Source organism: Kribbella sp. NPDC023972 (assembly GCF_040639075.1).
Lineage (GTDB): Bacteria > Actinomycetota > Actinomycetes > Propionibacteriales > Kribbellaceae > Kribbella.
In genome coordinates this window covers 479,257-499,096 of the sequence record NZ_JBEZZH010000004.1, presented here as the reverse complement: position 1 = coordinate 499,096, position 19,840 = coordinate 479,257, and the positions used below count along the sequence as shown (strand labels likewise).

The 19,840-nt window shown below is 69.4% G+C and carries 18 protein-coding genes and 1 pseudogene; 6 read left to right on the top strand and 13 right to left on the bottom strand.

The genetic code is table 11. The annotated features are described in order from the left end of the window. Positions 1-28: 28 nt before the first annotated feature. The gene (locus AB0F43_RS19480) at positions 29-1,168 is read left to right on the top strand and encodes an N-acetylmuramoyl-L-alanine amidase (RefSeq protein ID WP_360478203.1); all 1,140 of its coding nucleotides are present in this window, start codon (positions 29-31) and stop codon (positions 1,166-1,168) included. Between the two features lie 57 nt (positions 1,169-1,225). Here AB0F43_RS19480 and AB0F43_RS19475 read toward each other — a convergent pair whose 3' ends face one another. Beyond that, positions 1,226-3,376, bottom strand: coding sequence for an MMPL family transporter (locus AB0F43_RS19475; protein WP_360478200.1), 2,151 nt, complete (start codon positions 3,374-3,376; stop codon positions 1,226-1,228). A 78-nt stretch (positions 3,377-3,454) separates the two neighbouring features. Here AB0F43_RS19475 and AB0F43_RS19470 point away from each other — a divergent pair, with 78 nt between their 5' ends. Then, a complete protein-coding gene (locus AB0F43_RS19470; protein ID WP_360478197.1) occupies positions 3,455-3,781 on the top strand; it encodes a helix-turn-helix transcriptional regulator in 327 nt (108 codons plus the stop codon). Here the strand turns inward: AB0F43_RS19470 and AB0F43_RS19465 are convergent. The 4 genes from AB0F43_RS19465 to AB0F43_RS19450 all read right to left on the bottom strand — a co-directional run bounded on the left by AB0F43_RS19465 (position 3,761) and on the right by AB0F43_RS19450 (position 5,963). After that, complete coding sequence (locus AB0F43_RS19465; RefSeq protein WP_360478194.1) at positions 3,761-4,420, bottom strand: permease prefix domain 1-containing protein; 660 nt, start codon at positions 4,418-4,420, stop codon at positions 3,761-3,763. The two genes, AB0F43_RS19470 and AB0F43_RS19465, sit on opposite strands and share 21 nt — an antisense overlap. 31 nt (positions 4,421-4,451) lie before the next feature. Next, a complete protein-coding gene (locus tag AB0F43_RS19460; RefSeq protein WP_360478191.1) occupies positions 4,452-4,859 on the bottom strand; it encodes a DUF2784 domain-containing protein in 408 nt (135 codons plus the stop codon). A 5-nt stretch (positions 4,860-4,864) separates the two neighbouring features. Further along, the gene (locus AB0F43_RS19455) at positions 4,865-5,686 is read right to left on the bottom strand and encodes a GNAT family N-acetyltransferase (protein WP_360478188.1); all 822 of its coding nucleotides are present in this window, start codon (positions 5,684-5,686) and stop codon (positions 4,865-4,867) included. Between the two features lie 82 nt (positions 5,687-5,768). Further along, entirely contained in the window at positions 5,769-5,963 is a 195-nt protein-coding gene (locus tag AB0F43_RS19450; protein WP_360478185.1) for a hypothetical protein, read from the bottom strand. A gap of 196 nt (positions 5,964-6,159) precedes the next feature. Between AB0F43_RS19450 and AB0F43_RS19445 the strand changes: the two genes are divergently transcribed. From AB0F43_RS19445 to AB0F43_RS19430, 4 genes are all read left to right on the top strand, one after another. Next, positions 6,160-7,470, top strand: a complete 1,311-nt coding sequence (locus AB0F43_RS19445) for a PLP-dependent aminotransferase family protein (protein WP_360478182.1) — start codon at positions 6,160-6,162, stop codon at positions 7,468-7,470. 132 nt (positions 7,471-7,602) lie between these two features. After that, positions 7,603-8,550 (top strand): D-alanine--D-alanine ligase, encoded by a 948-nt coding sequence (locus AB0F43_RS19440; protein ID WP_360478179.1) that lies wholly within the window; start codon positions 7,603-7,605, stop codon positions 8,548-8,550. Positions 8,551-8,557: 7 nt separating this feature from the next. Beyond that, positions 8,558-9,454 (top strand): SURF1 family protein, encoded by an 897-nt coding sequence (locus AB0F43_RS19435; protein WP_360478176.1) that lies wholly within the window; start codon positions 8,558-8,560, stop codon positions 9,452-9,454. Next, positions 9,451-9,804: a DUF3817 domain-containing protein gene (locus AB0F43_RS19430; protein WP_360478173.1), complete on the top strand. Its 354-nt coding sequence runs from the start codon at positions 9,451-9,453 to the stop codon at positions 9,802-9,804. The genes AB0F43_RS19435 and AB0F43_RS19430 overlap by 4 nt, the downstream gene beginning before the upstream one ends. Before the next feature lie 1,431 nt (positions 9,805-11,235). Here AB0F43_RS19430 and AB0F43_RS19425 read toward each other — a convergent pair. The 8 genes and pseudogenes from AB0F43_RS19425 to rpmH all read right to left on the bottom strand — a co-directional run bounded on the left by AB0F43_RS19425 (position 11,236) and on the right by rpmH (position 19,801). Further along, positions 11,236-12,189 (bottom strand): ParB/RepB/Spo0J family partition protein, encoded by a 954-nt coding sequence (locus AB0F43_RS19425; RefSeq protein ID WP_360478170.1) that lies wholly within the window; start codon positions 12,187-12,189, stop codon positions 11,236-11,238. A gap of 2,111 nt (positions 12,190-14,300) precedes the next feature. Next, positions 14,301-15,236: an AAA family ATPase gene (locus AB0F43_RS19420; protein ID WP_360478167.1), complete on the bottom strand. Its 936-nt coding sequence runs from the start codon at positions 15,234-15,236 to the stop codon at positions 14,301-14,303. A 1,199-nt stretch (positions 15,237-16,435) separates the two neighbouring features. Continuing rightward, positions 16,436-17,071 carry a 16S rRNA (guanine(527)-N(7))-methyltransferase RsmG gene (gene rsmG / locus AB0F43_RS19415; RefSeq protein ID WP_360478164.1) on the bottom strand — a complete coding sequence of 212 codons (636 nt, stop codon included), beginning with the start codon at positions 17,069-17,071 and terminating at the stop codon, positions 16,436-16,438. A 91-nt stretch (positions 17,072-17,162) separates the two neighbouring features. Next, positions 17,163-17,690 carry a R3H domain-containing nucleic acid-binding protein gene (locus AB0F43_RS19410; protein WP_360478161.1) on the bottom strand — a complete coding sequence of 176 codons (528 nt, stop codon included), beginning with the start codon at positions 17,688-17,690 and terminating at the stop codon, positions 17,163-17,165. Positions 17,691-17,997: 307 nt separating this feature from the next. Next, positions 17,998-18,972: pseudogene (gene yidC / locus AB0F43_RS19405) on the bottom strand (membrane protein insertase YidC); the annotation flags it as partial. Positions 18,973-18,981: 9 nt separating this feature from the next. Further along, positions 18,982-19,293 carry a membrane protein insertion efficiency factor YidD gene (yidD, locus tag AB0F43_RS19400; RefSeq protein WP_360478158.1) on the bottom strand — a complete coding sequence of 104 codons (312 nt, stop codon included), beginning with the start codon at positions 19,291-19,293 and terminating at the stop codon, positions 18,982-18,984. Next, positions 19,290-19,637 carry a ribonuclease P protein component gene (rnpA, locus tag AB0F43_RS19395; RefSeq protein WP_360478155.1) on the bottom strand — a complete coding sequence of 116 codons (348 nt, stop codon included), beginning with the start codon at positions 19,635-19,637 and terminating at the stop codon, positions 19,290-19,292. Before rnpA ends, yidD begins: the two co-directional genes overlap by 4 nt. 26 nt (positions 19,638-19,663) lie before the next feature. After that, positions 19,664-19,801 (bottom strand): 50S ribosomal protein L34, encoded by a 138-nt coding sequence (gene rpmH, locus AB0F43_RS19390; protein ID WP_130386492.1) that lies wholly within the window; start codon positions 19,799-19,801, stop codon positions 19,664-19,666. Between the last annotated feature and the right edge of the window lie 39 nt (positions 19,802-19,840).

Here is a 19,840-nt window from a genome sequence, read left to right as displayed (position 1 = left end):
CCGTCCGCCACGGCAAGGAGTATTTCTGATGGCTGGGACCCCGTTGAGCGGGCCGCACGGCGTGTACCGGATCGGCGACAGCGGCGAGGCGGTCGCGGAGATCATCGGCAAACTCCAGCGGCTCGGCCTGCTGGAAGGTGGTCACGACGTCTACGACGAAGCGACCGCGCACGCCGTCCGGGGGTTCCAGCAGCAACGCGGGCTGATGATCGACGGAATCGTCGGCCCGCAGACGTACCGGGCGATCGACGACGCACGCTGGCGGCTGGGCGACCGGCTGCTGACGTACGTCGTCTCGCACCCGCTGACCGGTGACGACGTGCTGGCGCTGCAGGCGAAGCTGCAGGAGCTCGGCTTCGCGGTGGCCCGGATCGACGGCATCTTCGGTCCGGACACCCAGCGCGCGGTCACCGAGTTCCAGCGCAACATGGGCCTGCCGGCCGACGGGACGTGTGGCCCGTCCACCTTCAAGGCGCTGCAGCGGATCAAGCCGATGGCGACCGGCGGCCGGCCGGACGCCCTGCGCGCCTCCGAGGCGGTCCGGGCCGCGGGCCCCCGGCTGTCCGGCAAAACCGTGGTGATCGACCCGGGCCATGGCGGTTTCGACTACGGCTGGGAGGGCTTCGGCCTGCGCGAGTCCGACATCGCGTACGACCTGGCCTCCCGGATCGAGGGCCGGCTGGGTGCGACCGGCGTACGGGCGTATCTGTCACGTGGGCGTGACCAGGGGCCGGATGAGCTGGCCCGGGCCGCGTTCGCGAACGAGACGGACGCCAACCTGTGTGTGTCGCTGCACACCGACGGGTCGATGAACCCCGAGGCGCAGGGTGTCGCGACGTACTACTACGGCAACGACCTGCACGGTGCCTCGTCCAGCGTCGGTGAGCAGTTCGCCGGGCTGGTGCAGCGCGAGATCGTGGCCCGGACCGACCTGCTGAACTGCCGCACGCACGCCAAGACGTGGGACCTGCTGCGCCGGACCAAGATGCCCGCGGTGCGGCTGGAGATCGGGTACGTCACCAACCCGCACGACTCGGCACGCCTGGCCGACCCAGCCTTCCGCGACGTTGTCGCCGAGGCGATCGTGGTCGCGATCCAGCGCGTCTACCTCCCGCCGGAGCAGGACGCCGCGACCGGCATGCTGCGCTTCGGCCAGTTGACCGTCTGAACAAAGAGGTGTGCCCTGGCAGGTGTCCAGCCTTGCCAGGGCACACGTCTGTCGGGGCTACTTCGCCGCGTACTCCTTCTCCAGGGCGATCTTCGGGAGCGCCCGGTCGAGGCCGCGCGGAAGCCACCAGGCGCGGTTGCCGAACAGACGCATGATCGCGGGCACGATGACGCAGCGGATCAGCACGGCGTCGAGCAGTACGGCGGTGGCCAGGCCGAGGCCGAACTGCTTCAGCATCCGGTCCGGGCTGAGCAGGAAGGCGCCGAACACCACGATCATGATCGCGGCCGCCGCGGTGATCACGCTGCCGGTGTTGGCCAGCCCTTCCCGGACGGCTTCGCCGGCGTCCTTGGTACGGCGCCATTCCTCGTGGATCCGGGAGACCAGGAAGACCTCGTAGTCCATCGACAACCCGAAGACGATCGCGAAGATCATCACCGGCACGAATGCCTCGATCGGACCGGGTTGCGCACCGAGCCAGCCCTGCTGGAACACCAGCGTGATGACCCCGAGCGATGCGCCGATGCTGAGCAGGTTGAGCACCGCCGCCTTGAGCGGGATCAGGATCGACCGGAACACCGCCATCAGCAGCAGGGCCGACAACCCGACCACAACCAGCACGAAGATCGGCAGTCGCTTGCTGACCGCGGAGGCGAAGTCGTCGGCCGCCGCCGTCGCACCGCCGACCAGATAGTTCGCTCTGGTCTGCGCCTCGAGAGCCGGAAGCGTGTCGTCCCGCAGCCGCTCCACCAGCTCGCTGGTCGCCGCGTCCTGAGGTGCCGACTTCGGGAACGCCAGCACGGTCGCGATCTTCCCGTCGGGCGTCAGTTGCGGCGGAGTCACGGCCGCGATGTTCGGATCCTGCTGCAAGGTCTGTCCGAGCGCCCGCGCCGCGGCCTGGTCGCCTTCGGACACGACCACCAGCGGGCCGTTGAAGCCAGGGCCGAACCCCTGCGCCAGCAGGTCGTACGCCTTCCGGCTGGTCTTGGCCGGGTCGTCCGTGCCCGCGTCCGCGAACCCGAGCCGCATGTCCAACGCCGGCAACGACAGCGCGATCAGCGCGACCGTCCCGAGCACCAGCGGCACCCAGGGCCCACGCTGCACGACTGCGGTGAGCCTGCGCCAGCCGTCGCCCGGCGTACGACGCGTCTTCGCGGCGTGCTTGCGGACACTCTTCTCGATGCGCTTGCCGAACAGCGTGAGCAGAGCGGGCAGCAGGCTCACCGCGGCCAGCATCGTCATCAGCACGGTCAGGGTGACACCGAGCGCGACACCTTGCAGTGCGCCGAGTCCGAGGGCGAGCAGACCGAGCAGCGCGATCACCACAGTGCAACCGGCGAACATAACCGAGCGTCCGGCGGTGTCGAGGGCAACCATCGAGGCGGTCGCACGGTCGGCACCGTCCTTCAGCAACTCGTGGCGGTACCGCGAGAAGATCAGCAACGCATAGTCGATGCCGACACCAAGACCGACCAGCATCATCACCGGCGCGGTGTAGTCGGGCACGGTGAACAGATGCGACGCCAGGACCAGCAGGCCGAGGGTGCCGCCGACGGCGAACACCGCGGTCAGCAGTGGGAGTGTTGCCGCGAGCAACGATCCGAACAGGAACACCAGGATCACCAGCGCGGCCAGGATGCCGGCCCCCTCGGCCGCACCGCCCTCGCTCTCGGCCGCCGAGCGGGCCAGGTCGCCCCCGACCTCGACCTGCAGCCCGGGCTGGGCGAACTCCTGCGCCTTGTGGATGATCGCGCGGACGTCCTCGACCTCCATGTCCTCGGTGGCGGCATCCAGTCCGACCGTGGAGTACGCCGTACGGCCGTCCTGCGCGAGTGATCCCGGGGCGGTGAACGGGTCGGCCACGGAGGCCACGTGCGGGAGCTCGCCGACCGCGGCCAGCATCGAGGCGATCCGCTGCTTCTGCGCCGGCAGACCGCCGTCGGCGTGGACGACGATCTGGACCGAGGCGGTGTCACCCTGCGGCTGGTGCTCGCGGAAGATGTCGGTCACGCGCTGGGAGTCGGTCCCGGGGAGCGAGTTGTCGTTGCGGTAGTTGTCACCGATCAGGCTCGAGGCGGCGGTGACGGCGACCAGGGCGGCCACCCAGAGCAGTACGGCGAGACCGGCGTGCCGCATCGACCAGCCGGACACCCGGTGCAGCAGCCCCTCCTTCGCGGGCGGTCGTCGTACTGGAGTGTCCACGGTCATGGCTTGCGCCTCCCTTGATAAGTAGATTCGCTACATGTTGCCTCTCGACAGTAACAGACATATGAGTAGACTGACTACATGAAGGCGGACGCACTACGTGGGCACCTCGACCCGATGATCCTGGCCGTGGTCGAGCACGAGCCGCTGCACGGCTACGCGATCATGGAGGCGCTGCTGGAGCGCAGCGGCGGCGAGCTCGATCTGCCGACCGGGACGCTCTACCCGGCGCTACGGCGACTCGAACGGGCCGGCTACCTGGCCAGCGAGTGGAGCACGGTGGGCGGGCGGAAACGCCGTACCTATCAGCTCACCAGCGCCGGGCAGAAGATGCTTGCCTCAGGCAAGCAGGAGTGGCTGACCTTCCGCGCCGTGGTGGAAGGAGTTCTACGCCCGGGCCAGGCGTAAGGCCCGGCCGGCCTGCAGGCCGACGACGACGAGCGGCAGTACGACGAAACCGGAGACGACCGCGTAGTCGAGGAGTGTGACCTGGGCGCTGCTCGCCGCCATCCCGATGCCGATCGCGCTGATGACCACCGAGGTCGTCATCGCGAAGAGCGAGGTTGCGCGGCTCACGTGCTCCCGGACGATCGGGTACCGCATGCCGATACCGGCGGCGATGACCGCCAGGACCGCACCGGCGATCGTCACCGTGCCGATGCCGCGGACAACGGTCTGCAGGATGTCGTTCAGCGCGCTCTCCTGGACCGGGTCCTGGTTCCAGCTCCAGACGCCTTCCTGCCAGACGATCGGCTGCAGGATCAGCACCAGGAACAGCAGCATCGCGGTCCGCCGGCTCTGGCTGACCGCCAGCTCGGCGCGGTAGCCGGGCACGACCTCGTCGAGTTCGCCGAAGTCGGCGACCGCCTCACGCTCGGCGCTGTCCCGGTCGAGACCGTCGGCCTCGAACGCTTCGGTGGCGTCGACCAGGTGGTCGCGCGCCTCGGCCAGCAGGTCGGCCTTACGCCGGCGCGGGCCGGGCAGTTCGCGACTCAGGCCGGTCAGGTACGCGTCGACCGGCGTGAGGGTGCTTCCACGGCTGGACACGGCTACCAGTATGGGGAGTGGACCACGCGGATCACGTCCGGGGTCCCACTGAATCTCCCCTGACCTTGCCTTCCCCGGCCGCTTTGCGGCGACGGTGACGCACAACGAAGAAGCCGACGTACCCGATCACCACCAGGACGAAGCCGATCTTCTCGGCGGTCGGGGTGGCGCCCTCCGGCCAGATCCGGCCGTCCAGGTAATGGTTGATGTAGCCGGCCTCGTAGACGCTCTCGCCACCCTTGCGGCGGAAGTACTTCTCGATGCCGGTGAACGGGCAGTCGTAGTCGATGATCACGATGGCCAGGCTCCAGACCACGATGCCGAGATGCACCCAGATCAGCTTGCGCCACTTCCAGGCCAGGAAGCCGCCGATCACGAAGAACAGCAGGAAGGCGGCGTGCAGGATCATCATCACGTCGCCGAGGAAGCGCCAGATCACGGTGGTCAGCCTGTCGGTGTGCGGGTAGGTCGTGTCTGGTGATCCCGCGCCGTCGCGAGCAGGTACTCGGTGCGGTGCATCGGCGTGCTGGAGCGAAGGTCTCGATGCGGAGCATCGTGGCCTTTGCTCCAGTGCGGCGAGGTGCCGTGCCGAGTACCGCGCAGTAGGCGTGGGGTCGCCAGATACGACCTAAGTGCGTCCCGGACCGTGACGGGCGCGGGTGGGGCGTGCTCGGGGCGGATCGCGCCCATCAGGCGCTCGACCGCCGCCTCCATCTCACTGCGCCAGGTGACCGCGGACCGCAGATCCAGCCGCAGGCGCGGGTTGCGCGGGTGGTCGCGGACGACGCCGAAGCCGACGGCCCGCAGGAACTCGGTCGGCCAGACACACCCCGGCCCGTCCCAGCGCGAGTCGCCGAACGCCTCGACCGCCCGGAACCCCCGCTTCAGCACGTCCTTGGCGACCGCCTGGACGAGGATCTTCCCCAGCCCGAGCCCCAGGTACCGCGGCAGGATCCGCCCGGTCGCCAGTACGACGGCATCCGGGCTGACCGGCGCGGTCGGGAACGCCTGGATCCGGGGCAGGTACGCCGCAGGTGCGTACACCGCGAACCCGGCCGGCTCGTCGTCGACGTACAGAACGACGCCCGCACTGCCCCAGTCCAGCAGCACCTGGGACAGCCAGGCCTCCTTCTCCAGGCCGGTGTCGCCGGTGCGGGCGGCCTGCTTGGCCGCGACCGGGTCCAGCTCCCAGAACACGCAGTTTCGGCACGGCACCGGGAGCTCGTCGAGGTTGGCGAGCGTGAGCGGTTCGAGCCGTCGGGTCATCAGCGTGCTGTGTCTCGGACCCGGCGGGTACGGATTGTCAGCTTCGTCACGGTGAGTGTCACCCTGCGTGTCGTCGGGTTGCTCATCGTGCCGCCGGGGCGGGCTCCGCCGCCGGTGCCGGCTTCCGCGCGTCCGGGGTCTCGGCCGCCTCCGGAGCGACGTACCGCTGCTGCACCTTCGCGGCGGGTTGCCGCCGGAACAGCTCGCCTGCGAACCCGGCCAGCACACCCAGCAACAGTCCGCCGAGCGTCCAGCCGGCTACCTTGCCCACGCTCATCCGATCCGCCTTCCGCATCCACCTCTCAGGCCCGTACCCTGCCGCCGGCTGTCTCAGCAGCCAGATCACGGCATGGTCGAACCTGCCCCTATAAGGCATGGTAGTGAGAGGTGGCGCCGATCCACAGCCCATCCATATGTGGGTTGTACGTCGTAACCTGGTGACTTCCCCCTCGATCACCTGTTGGAGTGGCTCCGTGAGTGCTGACCTGCCCGATGTCCGGCAGACCCGTCTCGACAACTACGTCGACCGGTACGCGGCACGGACCAAGGGCATGACGGCGTCCGAGATCCGCGCTCTGTTCGCGGTCGCCAGCCGGCCCGAGGTGGTCTCCCTCGCCGGCGGGATGCCGAACATCGGCGGCCTGCCGCTCGACGTGGTCGGCAGCGCGGTCCGCGACCTGGTGATCGACAGCGGGGCGACCGCGATGCAGTACGGCTCCGGCCAGGGCGACCCGGTGCTGCGGGACCAGATCTGCGATGTGATGCGCTTGGAGGGTATCGACGCGCACCCGGACGACGTGGTCGTCACGGTCGGCAGCCAGCAGGCGGTCGACCTGGTCACCCGGGTGTTCTGCGACCCGGGCGACGTGGTGATCTGCGAGGCCCCGTCGTACGTCGGTGCGCTCGGCGTGTTCCGCGCGTACCAGTGCGAGGTCGTCCATGTCGCGATGGACGACAACGGCGTCGTACCGGAGGCGCTGGAGCAGGCGATCGCGTCGGTCCGGGCGGCTGGCAAGCGGATCAAGTTCTTCTACACGATCCCGAACTTCCACAACCCGGCCGGTGTCTCGCTGTCGGCGGAGCGGCGCCGGCGGGTGCTGGAGATCTGTCAGCGGGCCGACCTGCTGGTGCTGGAGGACAATCCGTACGGGCTGCTCGGGTTCGACGGTGATCCGTACCGCGCGCTGCGGGCCGACGACCGCGAGGGCGTGATCTACCTCGGCTCGTTCTCGAAGACGTTCGCCCCGGGGTTCCGGGTCGGCTGGGCGGTCGCGCCGCACGCCGTACGCGAAAAGCTTGTGCTGGCACAGGAATCGGCCACCCTGTGTCCCCCGGTGTTCAGCCAGCTGGCGATCTCGTCGTACCTGAGCCGGCACGACTGGCTCGGACAGGTGAAGCAGTTCCGGGAGATGTACCGGGAGCGCCGCGACGCGATGCTGGGCGCGCTGACCGAGAAGATGCCTGCGGCAACGACCTGGACCAGGCCGGGCGGCGGGTTCTATGTCTGGCTGACCTTGCCGGACGGGCTGGACGCGAAGGCGATGCTGCCGCGAGCGGTCACCGCCCGGGTGGCCTACGTCCCCGGAACCGCCTTCTTCGCGGACGGTTTCGGCTCGCAGTGCATGCGGCTGTCGTACTGTCATCCGACGCCTGCGCGGATCGTCGAGGGGGTCGGCCGGCTGGCCGCCGTGATCAACGAGGAGCTCGAGCTGCGGCAGACGTTCGGGCCGCTGATCCCGGGTCCGGGACGCAACTACGACGCTCCTGGGCCGGAGCTGAGCTAGGGCGTTGCGCAAAGGTTGCGCAATGGATCCACGGGTGGACAGGGGTCCCTGAGGCGGTAGCGGTACCGTTCCAATGGGCCTCGGGACCGGCGACCGTGCCGGAGTCGCCCACGAGTGATCGGGATATTTGTGATGAGTGATCTGGGTCGAGTGCTGGTACTGGCCGGCGGACTGTCACACGAGCGGGACGTCTCGCTCCGGTCCGGCCGGCGGGTCGCCGACGCCCTGCGCAGCGTCGGCGTGGAGGCCGAGCAGCGCGACGTCGACGCCAACCTGGTCGAACGGCTCCGCGACGATCCGCCGAACGCGGTCTTCCCCGTCCTGCACGGCGTCACCGGCGAGGACGGCGCGCTCCGCCAGGTCCTCGACTTGTACGGCGTACCGTACGTCGGCGCCGCCGCGGCAGCGTGCCGGACGGCCTTCGACAAGCCGGTCGCGGCGACGATGGTCTCCGCCGCCGGACTGCACACACCCGCGTCGGTTGTCCTCGGGCACGACACCTTCCGCGAGCTCGGCGCCGGCGCGTTGATGGAGGCGGTGATCGACCAGATCGGGCTGCCGCTGGTGGTGAAGCCGGCTCGCGGTGGGTCGGCGCTGGGTGCTTCGATCGTACGGTCGGCCGACGAACTGCCATCGGCGATGGTGAACTGCTACGCCTACGGGCCGGTCGCGTTGATCGAGCAGTACATCGACGGGACCGAGGTCGCGGTGACCGTGGTCGACACCGGCGACGGGCCGCGGGCGTTGCCGGCGGTGGAGATCCGGCCGGACTCCGGGTTCTACGACTACGAGGCGCGGTACACGGCCGGCGCGACGCAGTTCGTCGTACCTGCGCGGCTTGACGCGAGCGTGGCTTCGGCGTGCGCGGAGGCGGCCGTGACGGCGCATCTGGCGTTGGGCCTGCGCGACCTCTCGCGGTCGGACCTGGTCGTCGACTCGTCCGGTGTGCCGTGGTTCCTGGAGGTGAACGTGGCGCCGGGGATGACGGAGACCTCACTGGTCCCGCTCGCCGCGGAGGCCGCTGGGATCGAGCTGGGCGTGCTGTGCCGCGACCTGCTGGCTGCCGCCGCGGCTCGTTGAGGTTCTGATGCCGGAGCGGTCCTTTTGGCGGACGGCGCTGACGCCGCGGTGGTTCGGGCTGCTCTTGCTGGCCCTGGCGATCGCCACGGTGATGTCCGTGATGGGCGTCTGGCAACTGCAGGTCTACCAGTCGAAGACCGCGGCGGCGACGGCCAAGCGGGCAGAGGCTGCGCCGGTGGCCTTGCAGTCGTTGTTCTCCATCGACGAGGGGCTGCCGTCGTCCGCCGTCGGTCGGCGGGTGACGGTGAGCGGCACCTGGGGTCCGGCGTCCGACCAACTCTTCATCACCGACCGCCGCCACGGAAACACTGACGGCCTGTGGGTGGTGACCCCACTCATGCTGACTGACCCCAACTCCCCCGGCTCCAGTACGTCGGGCGCCGGTGCGGTGATGGTGGTTCGCGGCTGGGTCTCGTCGGTGTCGGACCCAGCTGCTCGCGCACCCGCCGGCCCGGTCCAGCTGACCGGTGCCGTTGCAGCCTCTGAGGCACAAGACGCCTCCGGCGACGCCGCGAACGGCCGAGTCCTGTCATCCCTGCGGATCCCGACCATCGTCCACCTGGTCGACTACCGCATCTACGACGCTTTCGTCGTACAGTCCTCCATCGACTCCGGTACGACGCCCCAGCCCGCGCCGGCCGTCGTACCAGCGCCCGCTCCCCCGACCGACCACGCCGGCCTCCGCAACGTCGCCTACGCCTTCCAGTGGTGGATCTTCGCCGCCTTCACCCTGTGGATGTGGACCCGCATGGTCCAAGACGCCCGCAACCCCGAGCCCGAGTCCACCGGTGGAGAAGATGGCGACGGCGATGATCCGGCCACCGATCAGGGTGCCGGTGCCGGTGGTGGAGCCGCTGACCAGGCTGAGGAGCCTGCGGAGTCAAGCGGTACCGTTTCAGCGTGACCTCACCAGCCGACCCCGCCACCTCCGCCACGCAGCCGCCGCTCACTCCCGCCGTCCGCGGTGCCCTCACCCGCTACCGCGTGATCGCCTACATCGTCGGCGTGATGCTCCTGCTCCTGCTCTTCGTGGCGATGCCCCTCAAGTACCTGGCCGACGACCCCAGCGCGATGGACATCGTCGGCCCGATGCACGGCTTCCTCTACGTGGTGTACCTGCTAGCCACCTTCGACCTGTTCCGCCGGGTCCGCTGGACCTTCACCCGCCTCGTCCTGATCGCCCTGGCTGGCACCATCCCCTTTCTCTCCTTCTACGCCGAGCGCAAAACGACCCACGAGCTCACCCCACACTGACCGCCCGACCCGGATGTTTCACATGAAACATCCACCGCAAATCTCTAAGTCTCTTTGTCGACAAATTTCAGAGTCGACGATGAGGCGCCCCCGGGCTGACGTGGTGAAGCCGGAAGGGTCGGCGAACCCCAGAATTCCTCTGTCAGCGCGATCCTGAGCGAACTGGATCCCCGTCGCTTACCCGGCTCCTGCGGACCTGCGCGAGGAGAGCCGTCCTGTGACGGGCTTCTCGTCCAACGACGCCGCACCGCCAGACGGAGATCCACAAGGTCTACAGCCGCCCGATCAGAACGCAGGACCGCACCACCCGCGAACCTGGCAACGCCAAGCCAACTCTGCACACCCCAAACCGCGACCTCTGTTCAACCGAGGCCTGGCCAGGCTCACCCCGGCGACCCCGCGATGCGGTCTCCCCGCCGTCGACGCCGCAACTCTCTCCGCCACGAAGCGGTCACTCCGAACGTCATCCGCGGCCACAGCCTCTCGGCCCCCACCTGATCCGGCGTCCACCAATCCTCGTCATCGGAGCCGACTGCGTCCCCAACAACGAACCCCCAGCACCCGGAGCTCTCCCCCGGCCGTTCCACGCACGGCCACATCACCGGCCATCCCACTTCAGCCATCCCGCCATAGCCCCCACCTCGGGCTACCTCGCCCCCGGGCCACCTCCGCACCCCGGGCCACCTCCGCACCCCGGGCCACCTCCGCACCCGGGCCTCTCACCTCGGATCATCCTCACCCCGGCCACCCCGCTCTCGGCGCTCCCCGCTCTCGGCCACCCCGCTCTCGGCGCTCCCCGCTCTCGGCCACCCCGCTCTCGGCCACCGCCTCACCCCGGCCACCTCGCCCCGGGCCTTCCCACGCGCGGCCTTCCCACGCGCGGCCACCTCACGCGCGGCCACCTCACCCCCGGCCTCCCCACCTCGGGCTACCTCGCGGCAGGCCACCTCCCCACCTCGGGTCACATCCTCACCCGGCCTCCTCACCCCGGGTCACCCTCCTCACCCCGGCCCCACTCTCGGCCACCTCACCCCGGCCACCCCAACTCTTGGCCATCTCGCTCGGCCATCCCACGCTCGGCCATCCCACGCTCGGCCAATCCCACGCTCGGCCGCCCACACGCTCGGCCACCCCACCCCGCGTCGCCCCCACCCCGGCCAACTCACCCCCGCCCGCATCGCGTCCGCGACACAGTGCGGGCCGAGCACATCTGCGCCAATGCGGATCTTCTGCTGTGGGCGCTCCCGCGGAATACACCGCCACCTGAGCCGGCGAGCGCGGTCTCCTGGTCGTGCCTGTCTCCTGACTGCAGCAGCAGTTGGTGGAATTCGCACCGAGCCGAGCTGACCCCGGAGTGTTCGCGTCGCGCGGCTAAAACGACGACGGCCCCGAACCGCGTGGGTCGGGGCCGTCGTGTGTAGAGAGCAGGCGTCAGGTGGAGGGCTTGTTGGGGTCCATCAGGGTGACGATCCGCTCCAGGTCGTCGAGGGACGCGAACTCGACAGTGATCTTGCCTTTGGTCTTCCCGAGGTCGACCTTGACACGGGTTTCGAAGCGATCGGAGAGGCGGTCGGCGAGGTCGACCAGGCGCGGCGCGACCGGCTTGGCGCGACGGCGCTGGGTGGGAGCCTCGTCGGAGTTCATGTCGCCCAGGGAGACGATCTCTTCGACAGTACGGACCGAGAGACCCTCGGCGACGATGCGCTGGGCGAGGCGCTCGATCGCGTCGCCGCTGGGCAGGCCGAGAAGGGCGCGGGCGTGGCCCGCGGACAGGACGCCGGCGGCCACTCGGCGCTGGACCGAGGCCGGCAACTTCAGCAGCCGGAGCGTGTTGGAGATCTGCGGCCGCGAACGGCCGATGCGCGTGGCGAGGACTTCCTGCGTACAGCCGAAGTCGTCGAGCATCTGCTGATAGGCGGCCGCTTCTTCGAGCGGGTTGAGCTGACTCCGGTGCAGGTTCTCCAGCAGGGCGTCCCGGAGCATCACGTCATCCGAGGTGTCGCGCACGATGGCCGGGATCGTGGTCAACCCAGCCTGCTGGGTCGCACGCCAACGGCGCTCGCCCATCACGAGCTCGTACTTGTCCTGCTCCAGTCGGCGAACGACGATCGGCTGCAGCAGGCCGATCTCCTTCACCGAGTGCACCAGCTCCTCCATCGCCTCCTCGTCGAAGACGGTGCGGGGTTGCTTCGGGTTCGGGGTGATCTTGTCGACCTCGATCTCCGCGAACGACGCCCCCGGTACGGCCGCCAGCTCCGGCTCGACCTTTGCGACCGGCGGTGCACCGGGAATCGAACTGGACTTGCTGCCGAGCGTGGTGCTGCTACCGGGAGCAGGCGTGCTGGGAATCAGCGCACCAAGTCCGCGTCCGAGTCGGGTGTTCATCGCGCTCCCTAGAGTTCGACAACGTGCTGATGTTCTTCCACGTACTTCTCGTGCCACCCACGTCGACGGGCGCTCGTTTCACGTGAAACGACGCCCGCCGCCTTCGGAAGCACTACCTGCCGGAGCAACCGTAACTGGTCCGCCCCAGCGCTTCGACGACACCTACCCCAACCATCACCCGCCGCTCCGTTCCACGTGGAACGACGAGCCGAGCACATCCCGCGAATGTTCCACGTGAAACGACCGAAAGCTCCATCCACCGAACCCCTCAGGCACCTGCCGAACCAGAGTCCCCTCGCCCGACCTGCCCGCCCACACGCCCCTCCTCGGCCGGCCCATCCGTGGCTCCGTCTCCGCGCCCATCACCCGAACTCTTCGCCCGGCACGCCCCACCCCGAACCTCCTCGCCCGGCACGCCCGCTCAGACGACCTCCTTGGTCGCCGCGCCCGCCGACAGCTCCCACTCCCCACATCGGCCAGGTGCCCTTCGTCCGCGCGCCGCCCGAAGCTCCTCATCCGCTCCACCACGAGCTCCCGGCCTGCTTGTCCGATCAGACTCCTCTCCGAAGCGCCTGACCAGAGTTCCTCGTCCACGAGCGCCCCACGGGGGCGTCCGCTCAGGCTCCACGTCGGAAGTGCCCGACCGGATCTCCGCGTCGGAGGTGCCCAACCGGGTCTCCTCGTCCGCTCGCCTACCCGGAGCTCTTCGTCCGCGCGGATGACCAGCCCCCAGTGTTCTCGTCGACACGCCCCGCCCGGAGCTTCTCGTCCGCGCGCATATCCGGAGCATCCGGCCAGGCGCGTCCGCTCGGACCCTGGTCCGGTATGCCCGCCCAGACGACCTCCCCTTGGCTGCCGCAACTCTCGCCCCGCGCGCTAGCAAGAGATCTCCGTCCGAGCGCCTGCCCAGAGTTCCTCATCCGACGCCCGCTCAGGGTTCCTCGTCCGGAGCGCCCGGCCAGAGTCCCCCCGTCCGCGCGCCCGCCTCGACGTCGCGCCGTTGTACTCCGCACAGCTGACACGCTCTTGGTCACCGCGCCCGCCCGGGAGCTCCTCGTCCGGCACCCCCCGCCCAGACAACTGCTCGGTCGTTGCGCGCCCGCGGAACTCTTCGCCCACGCGCCTACCATGGGGGCTTCGCCCACGCTCGCCCGGAGCTCTTCGCCCACGCTCGCCCGGAGCTCTTCGCCCACGCGCCTACCAAGGGGGCTTCGCCCACGCTCGCCCGGAACTCCTCGTCCACGAGCGCCCGACCGGGGCGTGCGCTCAGACTCCTCGTCCGGGGCGCCCAGCCAGGGCTCCCCGTCCGCGCGCCTACCCGGAGTTCTTCGCCTGGGTGGATGCTCCAACCCCTCAGTGTTCTCGTCGACGCACCCCGCCCGGAGCTTCTCGTCCGCGCGCCTACCGGAGCACCCGGCCTGGCGCGTCCGCTCAGGGTCCTCGTCCGGTATGCCCGCCCGGACGACCTTCGCTGCCGCGCCCGAGGGAACTCTCCGTCCGCGCGCTAGCAAGAGATCTTCGTCCGAGCGCCTGCGCAGGGTTGCTCATCCGACGCGGGCTCGGGGTTCCTCGTCTGGAGCGCCCGGCCAGAGCTCCTCGTCCGGCACGCCCCTGCCCAGACAATTGCTTGGTCGCCGCGCCCACGCGGAGCCAAGCGCCTACCAAGAGCACTTCGCCCGCGCCCGCCCGGAGTCCTCGTCCACGAGCGCCCGAGCGGGGCGACCTCTCAGATTCCACGTCCGGTATGCCGGCCCGGAGTTCCTGCCATCACCGCCGCGGATCGCAGGGTGCGGTCGCGCATCCAGGAGCGCCCTGCCGGGCGACCGCTCGGACACCGCGTCCCGATGCGCCCGTCCAGACGACCCTGTCCGACGCGTCCTCAGGGCTCCTCTTCCGGGGTTGCCCGGCCTGAGCGCTTCGTGCGGCGTACCCGGCCTAAGCGCTTCGTGCGGGGGTGCTCGCATAGGACTCTTCATCCGATGTGCTGCGCGGAAGTCCGCGACGGTTCATCGGCCGACGGGTCTCTGCTGGCGTGATGGCCGGTGCCTGGTCTTGGGGCGGGCTTGGTGTCTTGGCGCCGAGCAGCTTCAGGCGGTGGCTTGTCGGTTGGATCAGGAGTTGTTGCGCATGGCGATCTCGCGGGAGGCCTCTAGGTAGGAGAGGGCTCCGGCGGATGCTGGGTCGTACGCGAGAACGGTCTGTCCGTGGCTCGGAGCCTCCGAGATCCGGACCGAGCGCGGTACGGCGGTACGTAGTACGGCGTCGCGGAAGTGGCCGCGGACCTCGGCTGCGACCTCACCGGCGAGCTTGGTGCGGGCGTCGTACATCGTCAGGAGGATCGTGGAGACGTCGAGCGCGGGGTTCAGGTGCGACTTCACCATGTCGATGTGCCGGAGCAGCTGGGACAGACCCTCGAGGGCGTAGTACTCGCTCTGGATCGGGACCAGGACCTCGCGGGCGGCGGTCAGCGCGTTCACGGTGAGGAGACCGAGCGACGGCGGGCAGTCGATGAAGACGTAGTCGTACTTCTCGCCGGCGGCCTCGGTCTCGGCCAGGTGGGCGTCGAGGGCCCGCTTCAGGCGGCTCTCCCGGGCCACGATGCTCACCAGCTCGATCTCGGCACCGGCCAGATCGATCGTCGCCGGGACGACCTGGATGCCGGGGTGCTCTGCGCACGGCTGGAGCAGCTTGCTCAGCGACTCGCCCTCGATGATCGCCTCGTAGACGCCCGGGGTGCCTTCCGAGTGATCGATCCCCAGCGCGGTCGACGCGTTGCCCTGCGGGTCCAGGTCGATCACCAAGATCCGTGCGCCGTACAGCGCGAGGCCGGCGGCGACGTTCACAGTCGTCGTGGTCTTGCCGACGCCACCCTTCTGGTTGGCGACCACGAAGACCCGGGTCTCGGCGGGCAGCGGGAACTCCCGGCCCATAGTGCGTCCTTCATTCACCAGCAGGGTCCGTTCGGTGGCGGCGGCGATCGGAGTCTCGAGAAGTCGTCGCTGAAGCTCGTCCGACGTGGCCCGCGCGGCGATCTGTGCGGCAGTCATAGCGCCCATTCCAATAGGTGCGGGACTTGGCCCGAAGAGGATGTCAGTGGGGGTCGGGGCGGGTCTGCCCCCAGCTTCGTCCACAGGCCTCTGTGGACGAATTCCCGTGTGCGGGGGCAGTTTCAGGGGGTCGTCATCCACAGGTCGTGGGGACTCGTCGAAGTCGTTCTCGGCGTCCACCAGCGACGCCGTTTCGCCCTGGGCACCATCATCTCGCGACTGCTCCGTTTCACGTGAAACGGGCGCCGAGTCGGCTGGCGGAGTGAGGTCCAAACCACTCGCCGCGGCAGCCCGCAGCGCGCCGCCATCCACGGGCCGCGTGACAGTTGAGGACGAGCCCAGGCCCGACACAGGCGTCGACGCGGGGGTCTGCTCAGAACCGGCCTGCTCAGAGGACCCCGTCCGCTCGAAGGAGTCGGCCCGGTGTGGGGGTGTGCTCGGCGCGGAGGTGGTGGGGTCCGGGGCGGAAACAGCCGGTGCTGTGGCCGGCGTTGCAGCCTGGGCGGAGGCCGCAGGCGCCGCGTCCGGCACAACGTCCCGCGAAGCGGCCACAGCTGGCGTTGCCGGGAACGCGTCCGTGGCTGATGCGGCGGGTGCGCTGTCTGGGGCGGAGGCAGCAGGCGCGAGGTCTGGGGAAGCCGCAGGCGCAGCGTCTGGGGAAGCGGCCGGGGACGCGGCGGCGGAAGCCGCGGACGCAGCGTCTGGGGAAGCGGCGGAAGCCCCGGACGCAGCGTCTGGGGAAGCGGCCGGGGCGGATGCTGCACGTGCCGTGGCTGGGGAGGCCTCCGGGGCGGAGGCCGCAGAGGCCGTCGACGGTGAGCCGGACAGCGCAGAGCCCGCAGCCGCCGCGGCCGAGGAGACGGCCGGGGCAGAAGCTGCAGGCGCTGTGGCTGGAGACGCCGGCAAGACAGGAGCCGCAGGTGCGGCGTCCGGTGAAGCTGGGCCAGAGACCACAGGCGCGGCGTTCGGCGAGGCGGCCGGATCGGCCGGGGCGGACGCCGGAGGCGCGGAGGAGGGGGAAGCGGCCGGGGCGGCGGCTGCGGTTGGGGAAGTGGCTGGGGGCGCCGGGTCTGTTGACGGGTTGGGGGTGATCTTGTGGATGGCGGTTGGTGGGTCTGTGGGCCAGCCGATGCCTTGTGCTGACTTCGGCTCACCGGTGCTCTTCTCTGGCCATCCGAGGGCACGACTCACCAACCCGCTCACCTCCCGCGTCTTCCGTGCCGGGATCCCCCTGCAGCACGTCCGGCCACAATACTCACGACAGTCGTCGGCTGGGCCAGTTCATCCACACCGAGTTGATGAATGTGCCACACCTCGGCCCCGAGGGACTCGAGTTCGTGTTCGGACGCGGCCAGTTCCTCCTCGGCCGACGACCCCTTCATCGCCAGCATCAGTCCCCCTTCGGCACACAGTGGCAGACACCACCGGGCCAGTTTGCCCAAGGGAGCAACCGCGCGAGAAGTCACCACGTCGTACGACGCCCGCGGGAGATCCTCGGCCCGGGCACGAACGACCGTGGCGTTGCCGAGTCCGAGTTCCTCCACCGCCTCGTCGAGGAAGGTGGTGCGCCGGAGCAACGGCTCGACGAGCGACACCTGAAGGTCAGGACGTACCAGGGCGAGCACGATCCCCGGCAGTCCGGCGCCCGTACCGATGTCCGCGACCGTCGACTCCGCAGGGATCAACCGCTCGAGGACGGCGCAGTTCAGCAGATGCCGGTCCCACAGCTTCGGCACCTCGCGCGGGCCGATCAGGCCGCGCAACGTTCCCTGGGTCGCCAGCAGTTCGGCGTACGCCGCAAGCGGCACCGCCGCCCGTGGATACAACTTCTCCACGAGCGGCGGCGTTTCACGTGAAACGGGTTCGGTCACCAGTCGTATCCGGCACGGTGTCGCGGACCACGAAATGGAAGGGCCATCATCGGACTCAGGCCGGCTGAACCACGACGCGGCGGCGGGGCTCCTCGCCCTCGGATTCGCTGCTCAGGCCAGCAGCCGCGACGACGTCGTGGACGACCTTGCGCTCGAACGGCGTCATCGGGTCGAGCCGAACCGGACTACCGGTGGCCTTCGCCTCCTCGACCGCCGTACGTCCGACCTCCTCGAGCTCCGCCTTGCGGTTGGCGCGGTAGTTCGACACATCCAGCATCAGCCGGGACCGCTCGCCGGTCTCCCGGTAGACCGCCAGTCGGGTCAGCTCCTGCAGCGCCTCCAGCACCTTGCCGTTCTCACCGACCAGGTTGTTCAGCTCCGCGCCGACGATCGACACCGCGGCCCGGTCGCCGTCGACGTCCATGTCGATGTCGCCGTCGAGATCGGCGATGTCCAGCAGCTCCTCGAGGTAGTCGGCAGCGATGTCGCTCTCCGCCTCGAGGGCCTTCAGCCGCTCGTCCGCGGTGCTCGGCTTGGCATCGGACTGCTCCGGCGCCTCGGTGTTCTGCATGCCGTCGGTCACGGCCAACTCCTTCACAATCTCGAGATCCGCCTCACGGGGACCCAGGTCTACACAAGCAGGCAGGGTTACCGGCGCGCGGTCAGCGGGAACCGCCGGACTTCTTCTGCGCCGCCTTCTTCTGCGCGGCCGACTTGGCCGCGGGCTGGCGCTTCGCCGTCGAACCCTTCTTGCCGGCCGGCTGCTTCTTGGCAGCACCGGCCTGAGTCTTTTTGGCCGGCTCCGGCTTCGCGTCCGCGGACGCCTGCCCGTTGCTGGCGGCGGTGGCCCCATCAGCGCCGGCTGCGGGCTGAGGACCAGTACCGCCGCCCTTGCGGTTGCTGCGGGACTGCCGCTTCGGCTGCTGCCGCTGCGCCGGACGACGGTCCGTCGTCGTCTCCGTCGTACCGTCGGCGCCCGCCAGGCCCTCGTCGGCCGGCCGGCCCGCGCGCAGGTTGTGCTCGCGCTTGCGAGCCTCCATCGCGTCGTACGCCGGGGTGCCGGGGGCCGGGTTGCGCCGGATCACGTAGAACTGCTGGCCCATCGTCCACACGTTCGAGACGAACCAGTAGATGAGCACACCGATCGGGAAGTTGAAGCCACCGATCAGGAAGAAGATCGGGAAGACGTACAGCATGATCTTCTGCATCTGCGCGGCCTGGCCCTCGAGGGCCTCCTTCGGCATGTTCTTGCGCATCAGCTGAAGCTGCGTGGTGAACATCGTCGCGGTCATCAGGATGATGAGCACGATCGCGACGATCTTGACGTTCGTCGAGCCGTCACCGTTGGCCCGCAGGAACGTCTGCGAGATCTCGGCGCCGAAGATCTTGGCGTGCCGCAGCGACTCGACGTGCGGCGTGATGATGCTGCTGTGGCTCTCGCCCTTCGAGGCGCCGTCGAGCACGCGGAACAGGGCGAGGAAGACCGGCGACTGCAGCAGCAGCGGAAGACACGAGGAGAACGGGTTGGTGCCCGTCTCCTTGTAGAGCTTCATCATTTCCTGACCGAGCTTCTCCCGGTCATGGCCGTACTTCTTCTGCAGCTCCTTCATCTTCGGCTGCAGCAGCTGCATGTTCCGGCTGGAGCGGATCTGCCGGACGAACAGCGGGATCAGCAGGGTCCGGATGACGATCGTCAGGCCGGCGATGGACAACGCCCAGGCCCAGCCACCGTCCGGGTCCAGCACCTGCGACAGGAGCCAGTGCCACCCCACCAGCAGCGCCGCGACCGCGTGGTACAGCGGCGTCATGATCGCGTTGAATACGTCTACGATCCCGTCCCACAACGCGAGTCCGGGGATGGCCAGAAGAGTCACTCAAGCACCTCGCTGCACAGGCCCGGCGTCGGCGGACGATCCGGGCTGGTTGGCGGAGACTGACTCTCCGCGCTGGTCGACATCTTTGGGTGGAACGGGGTCGTAGCCGCCGGGGTTCCACGGGTGGCAGCGAACGAGTCTCCTCGCCGCCAGCCAGCTACCGCGCACCGCACCGTGGCGCTCGACCGCTTCCAGGGCGTACGCCGAACAACTCGGGTAGAACCTGCACACCTGCCCGTACATCGGGCTGACGAAGGTCCGGTAGAGCTTCAGAAAACCGATGATCCCGCTCTTCACGGGATTGATCCTCATCGTGGACCCAGCAACCGGGACAGCGCGCCGTCCACGTCCGCGACCAGTTCGTCGTACGACGCCGAGGCGGACGACGGCAGGGCACGGACGACGGTCAGGCTGCCGGCCGGCAGATCAGGGAGCCGCGTGGCCATCACGGCACGCAGACGGCGGTGGACCCGGTTCCGCAGAACCGCGTTGCCCACCGCCTTGTTCACCACGAATCCGACACGAGCGGGCTCGGCCATGGCCTCGTCCCGCCGGAACAGATGGACCACCACCGCGAGCCGCCCGGCCCGCCGTCCAGACCGGACGGCGCGACGGAAGTCGTCGGACCGGCGTAACCGGTTCGACGCGGGCAACACGGGGTGGTCACCGTCGAGGAGGTCGCTCAGGCCGCGAGGCGCTGGCGACCCTTGCCACGGCGGGCGGCGATGATCGCGCGACCCGCACGGGTGCGCATCCGAAGACGGAAGCCGTGCTTCTTGTGCCGGCGACGGTTGTTCGGCTGGAACGTCCGCTTGCTCACTGGAATGACTCCGGTTACTCGAGATCACAATTGTCGACA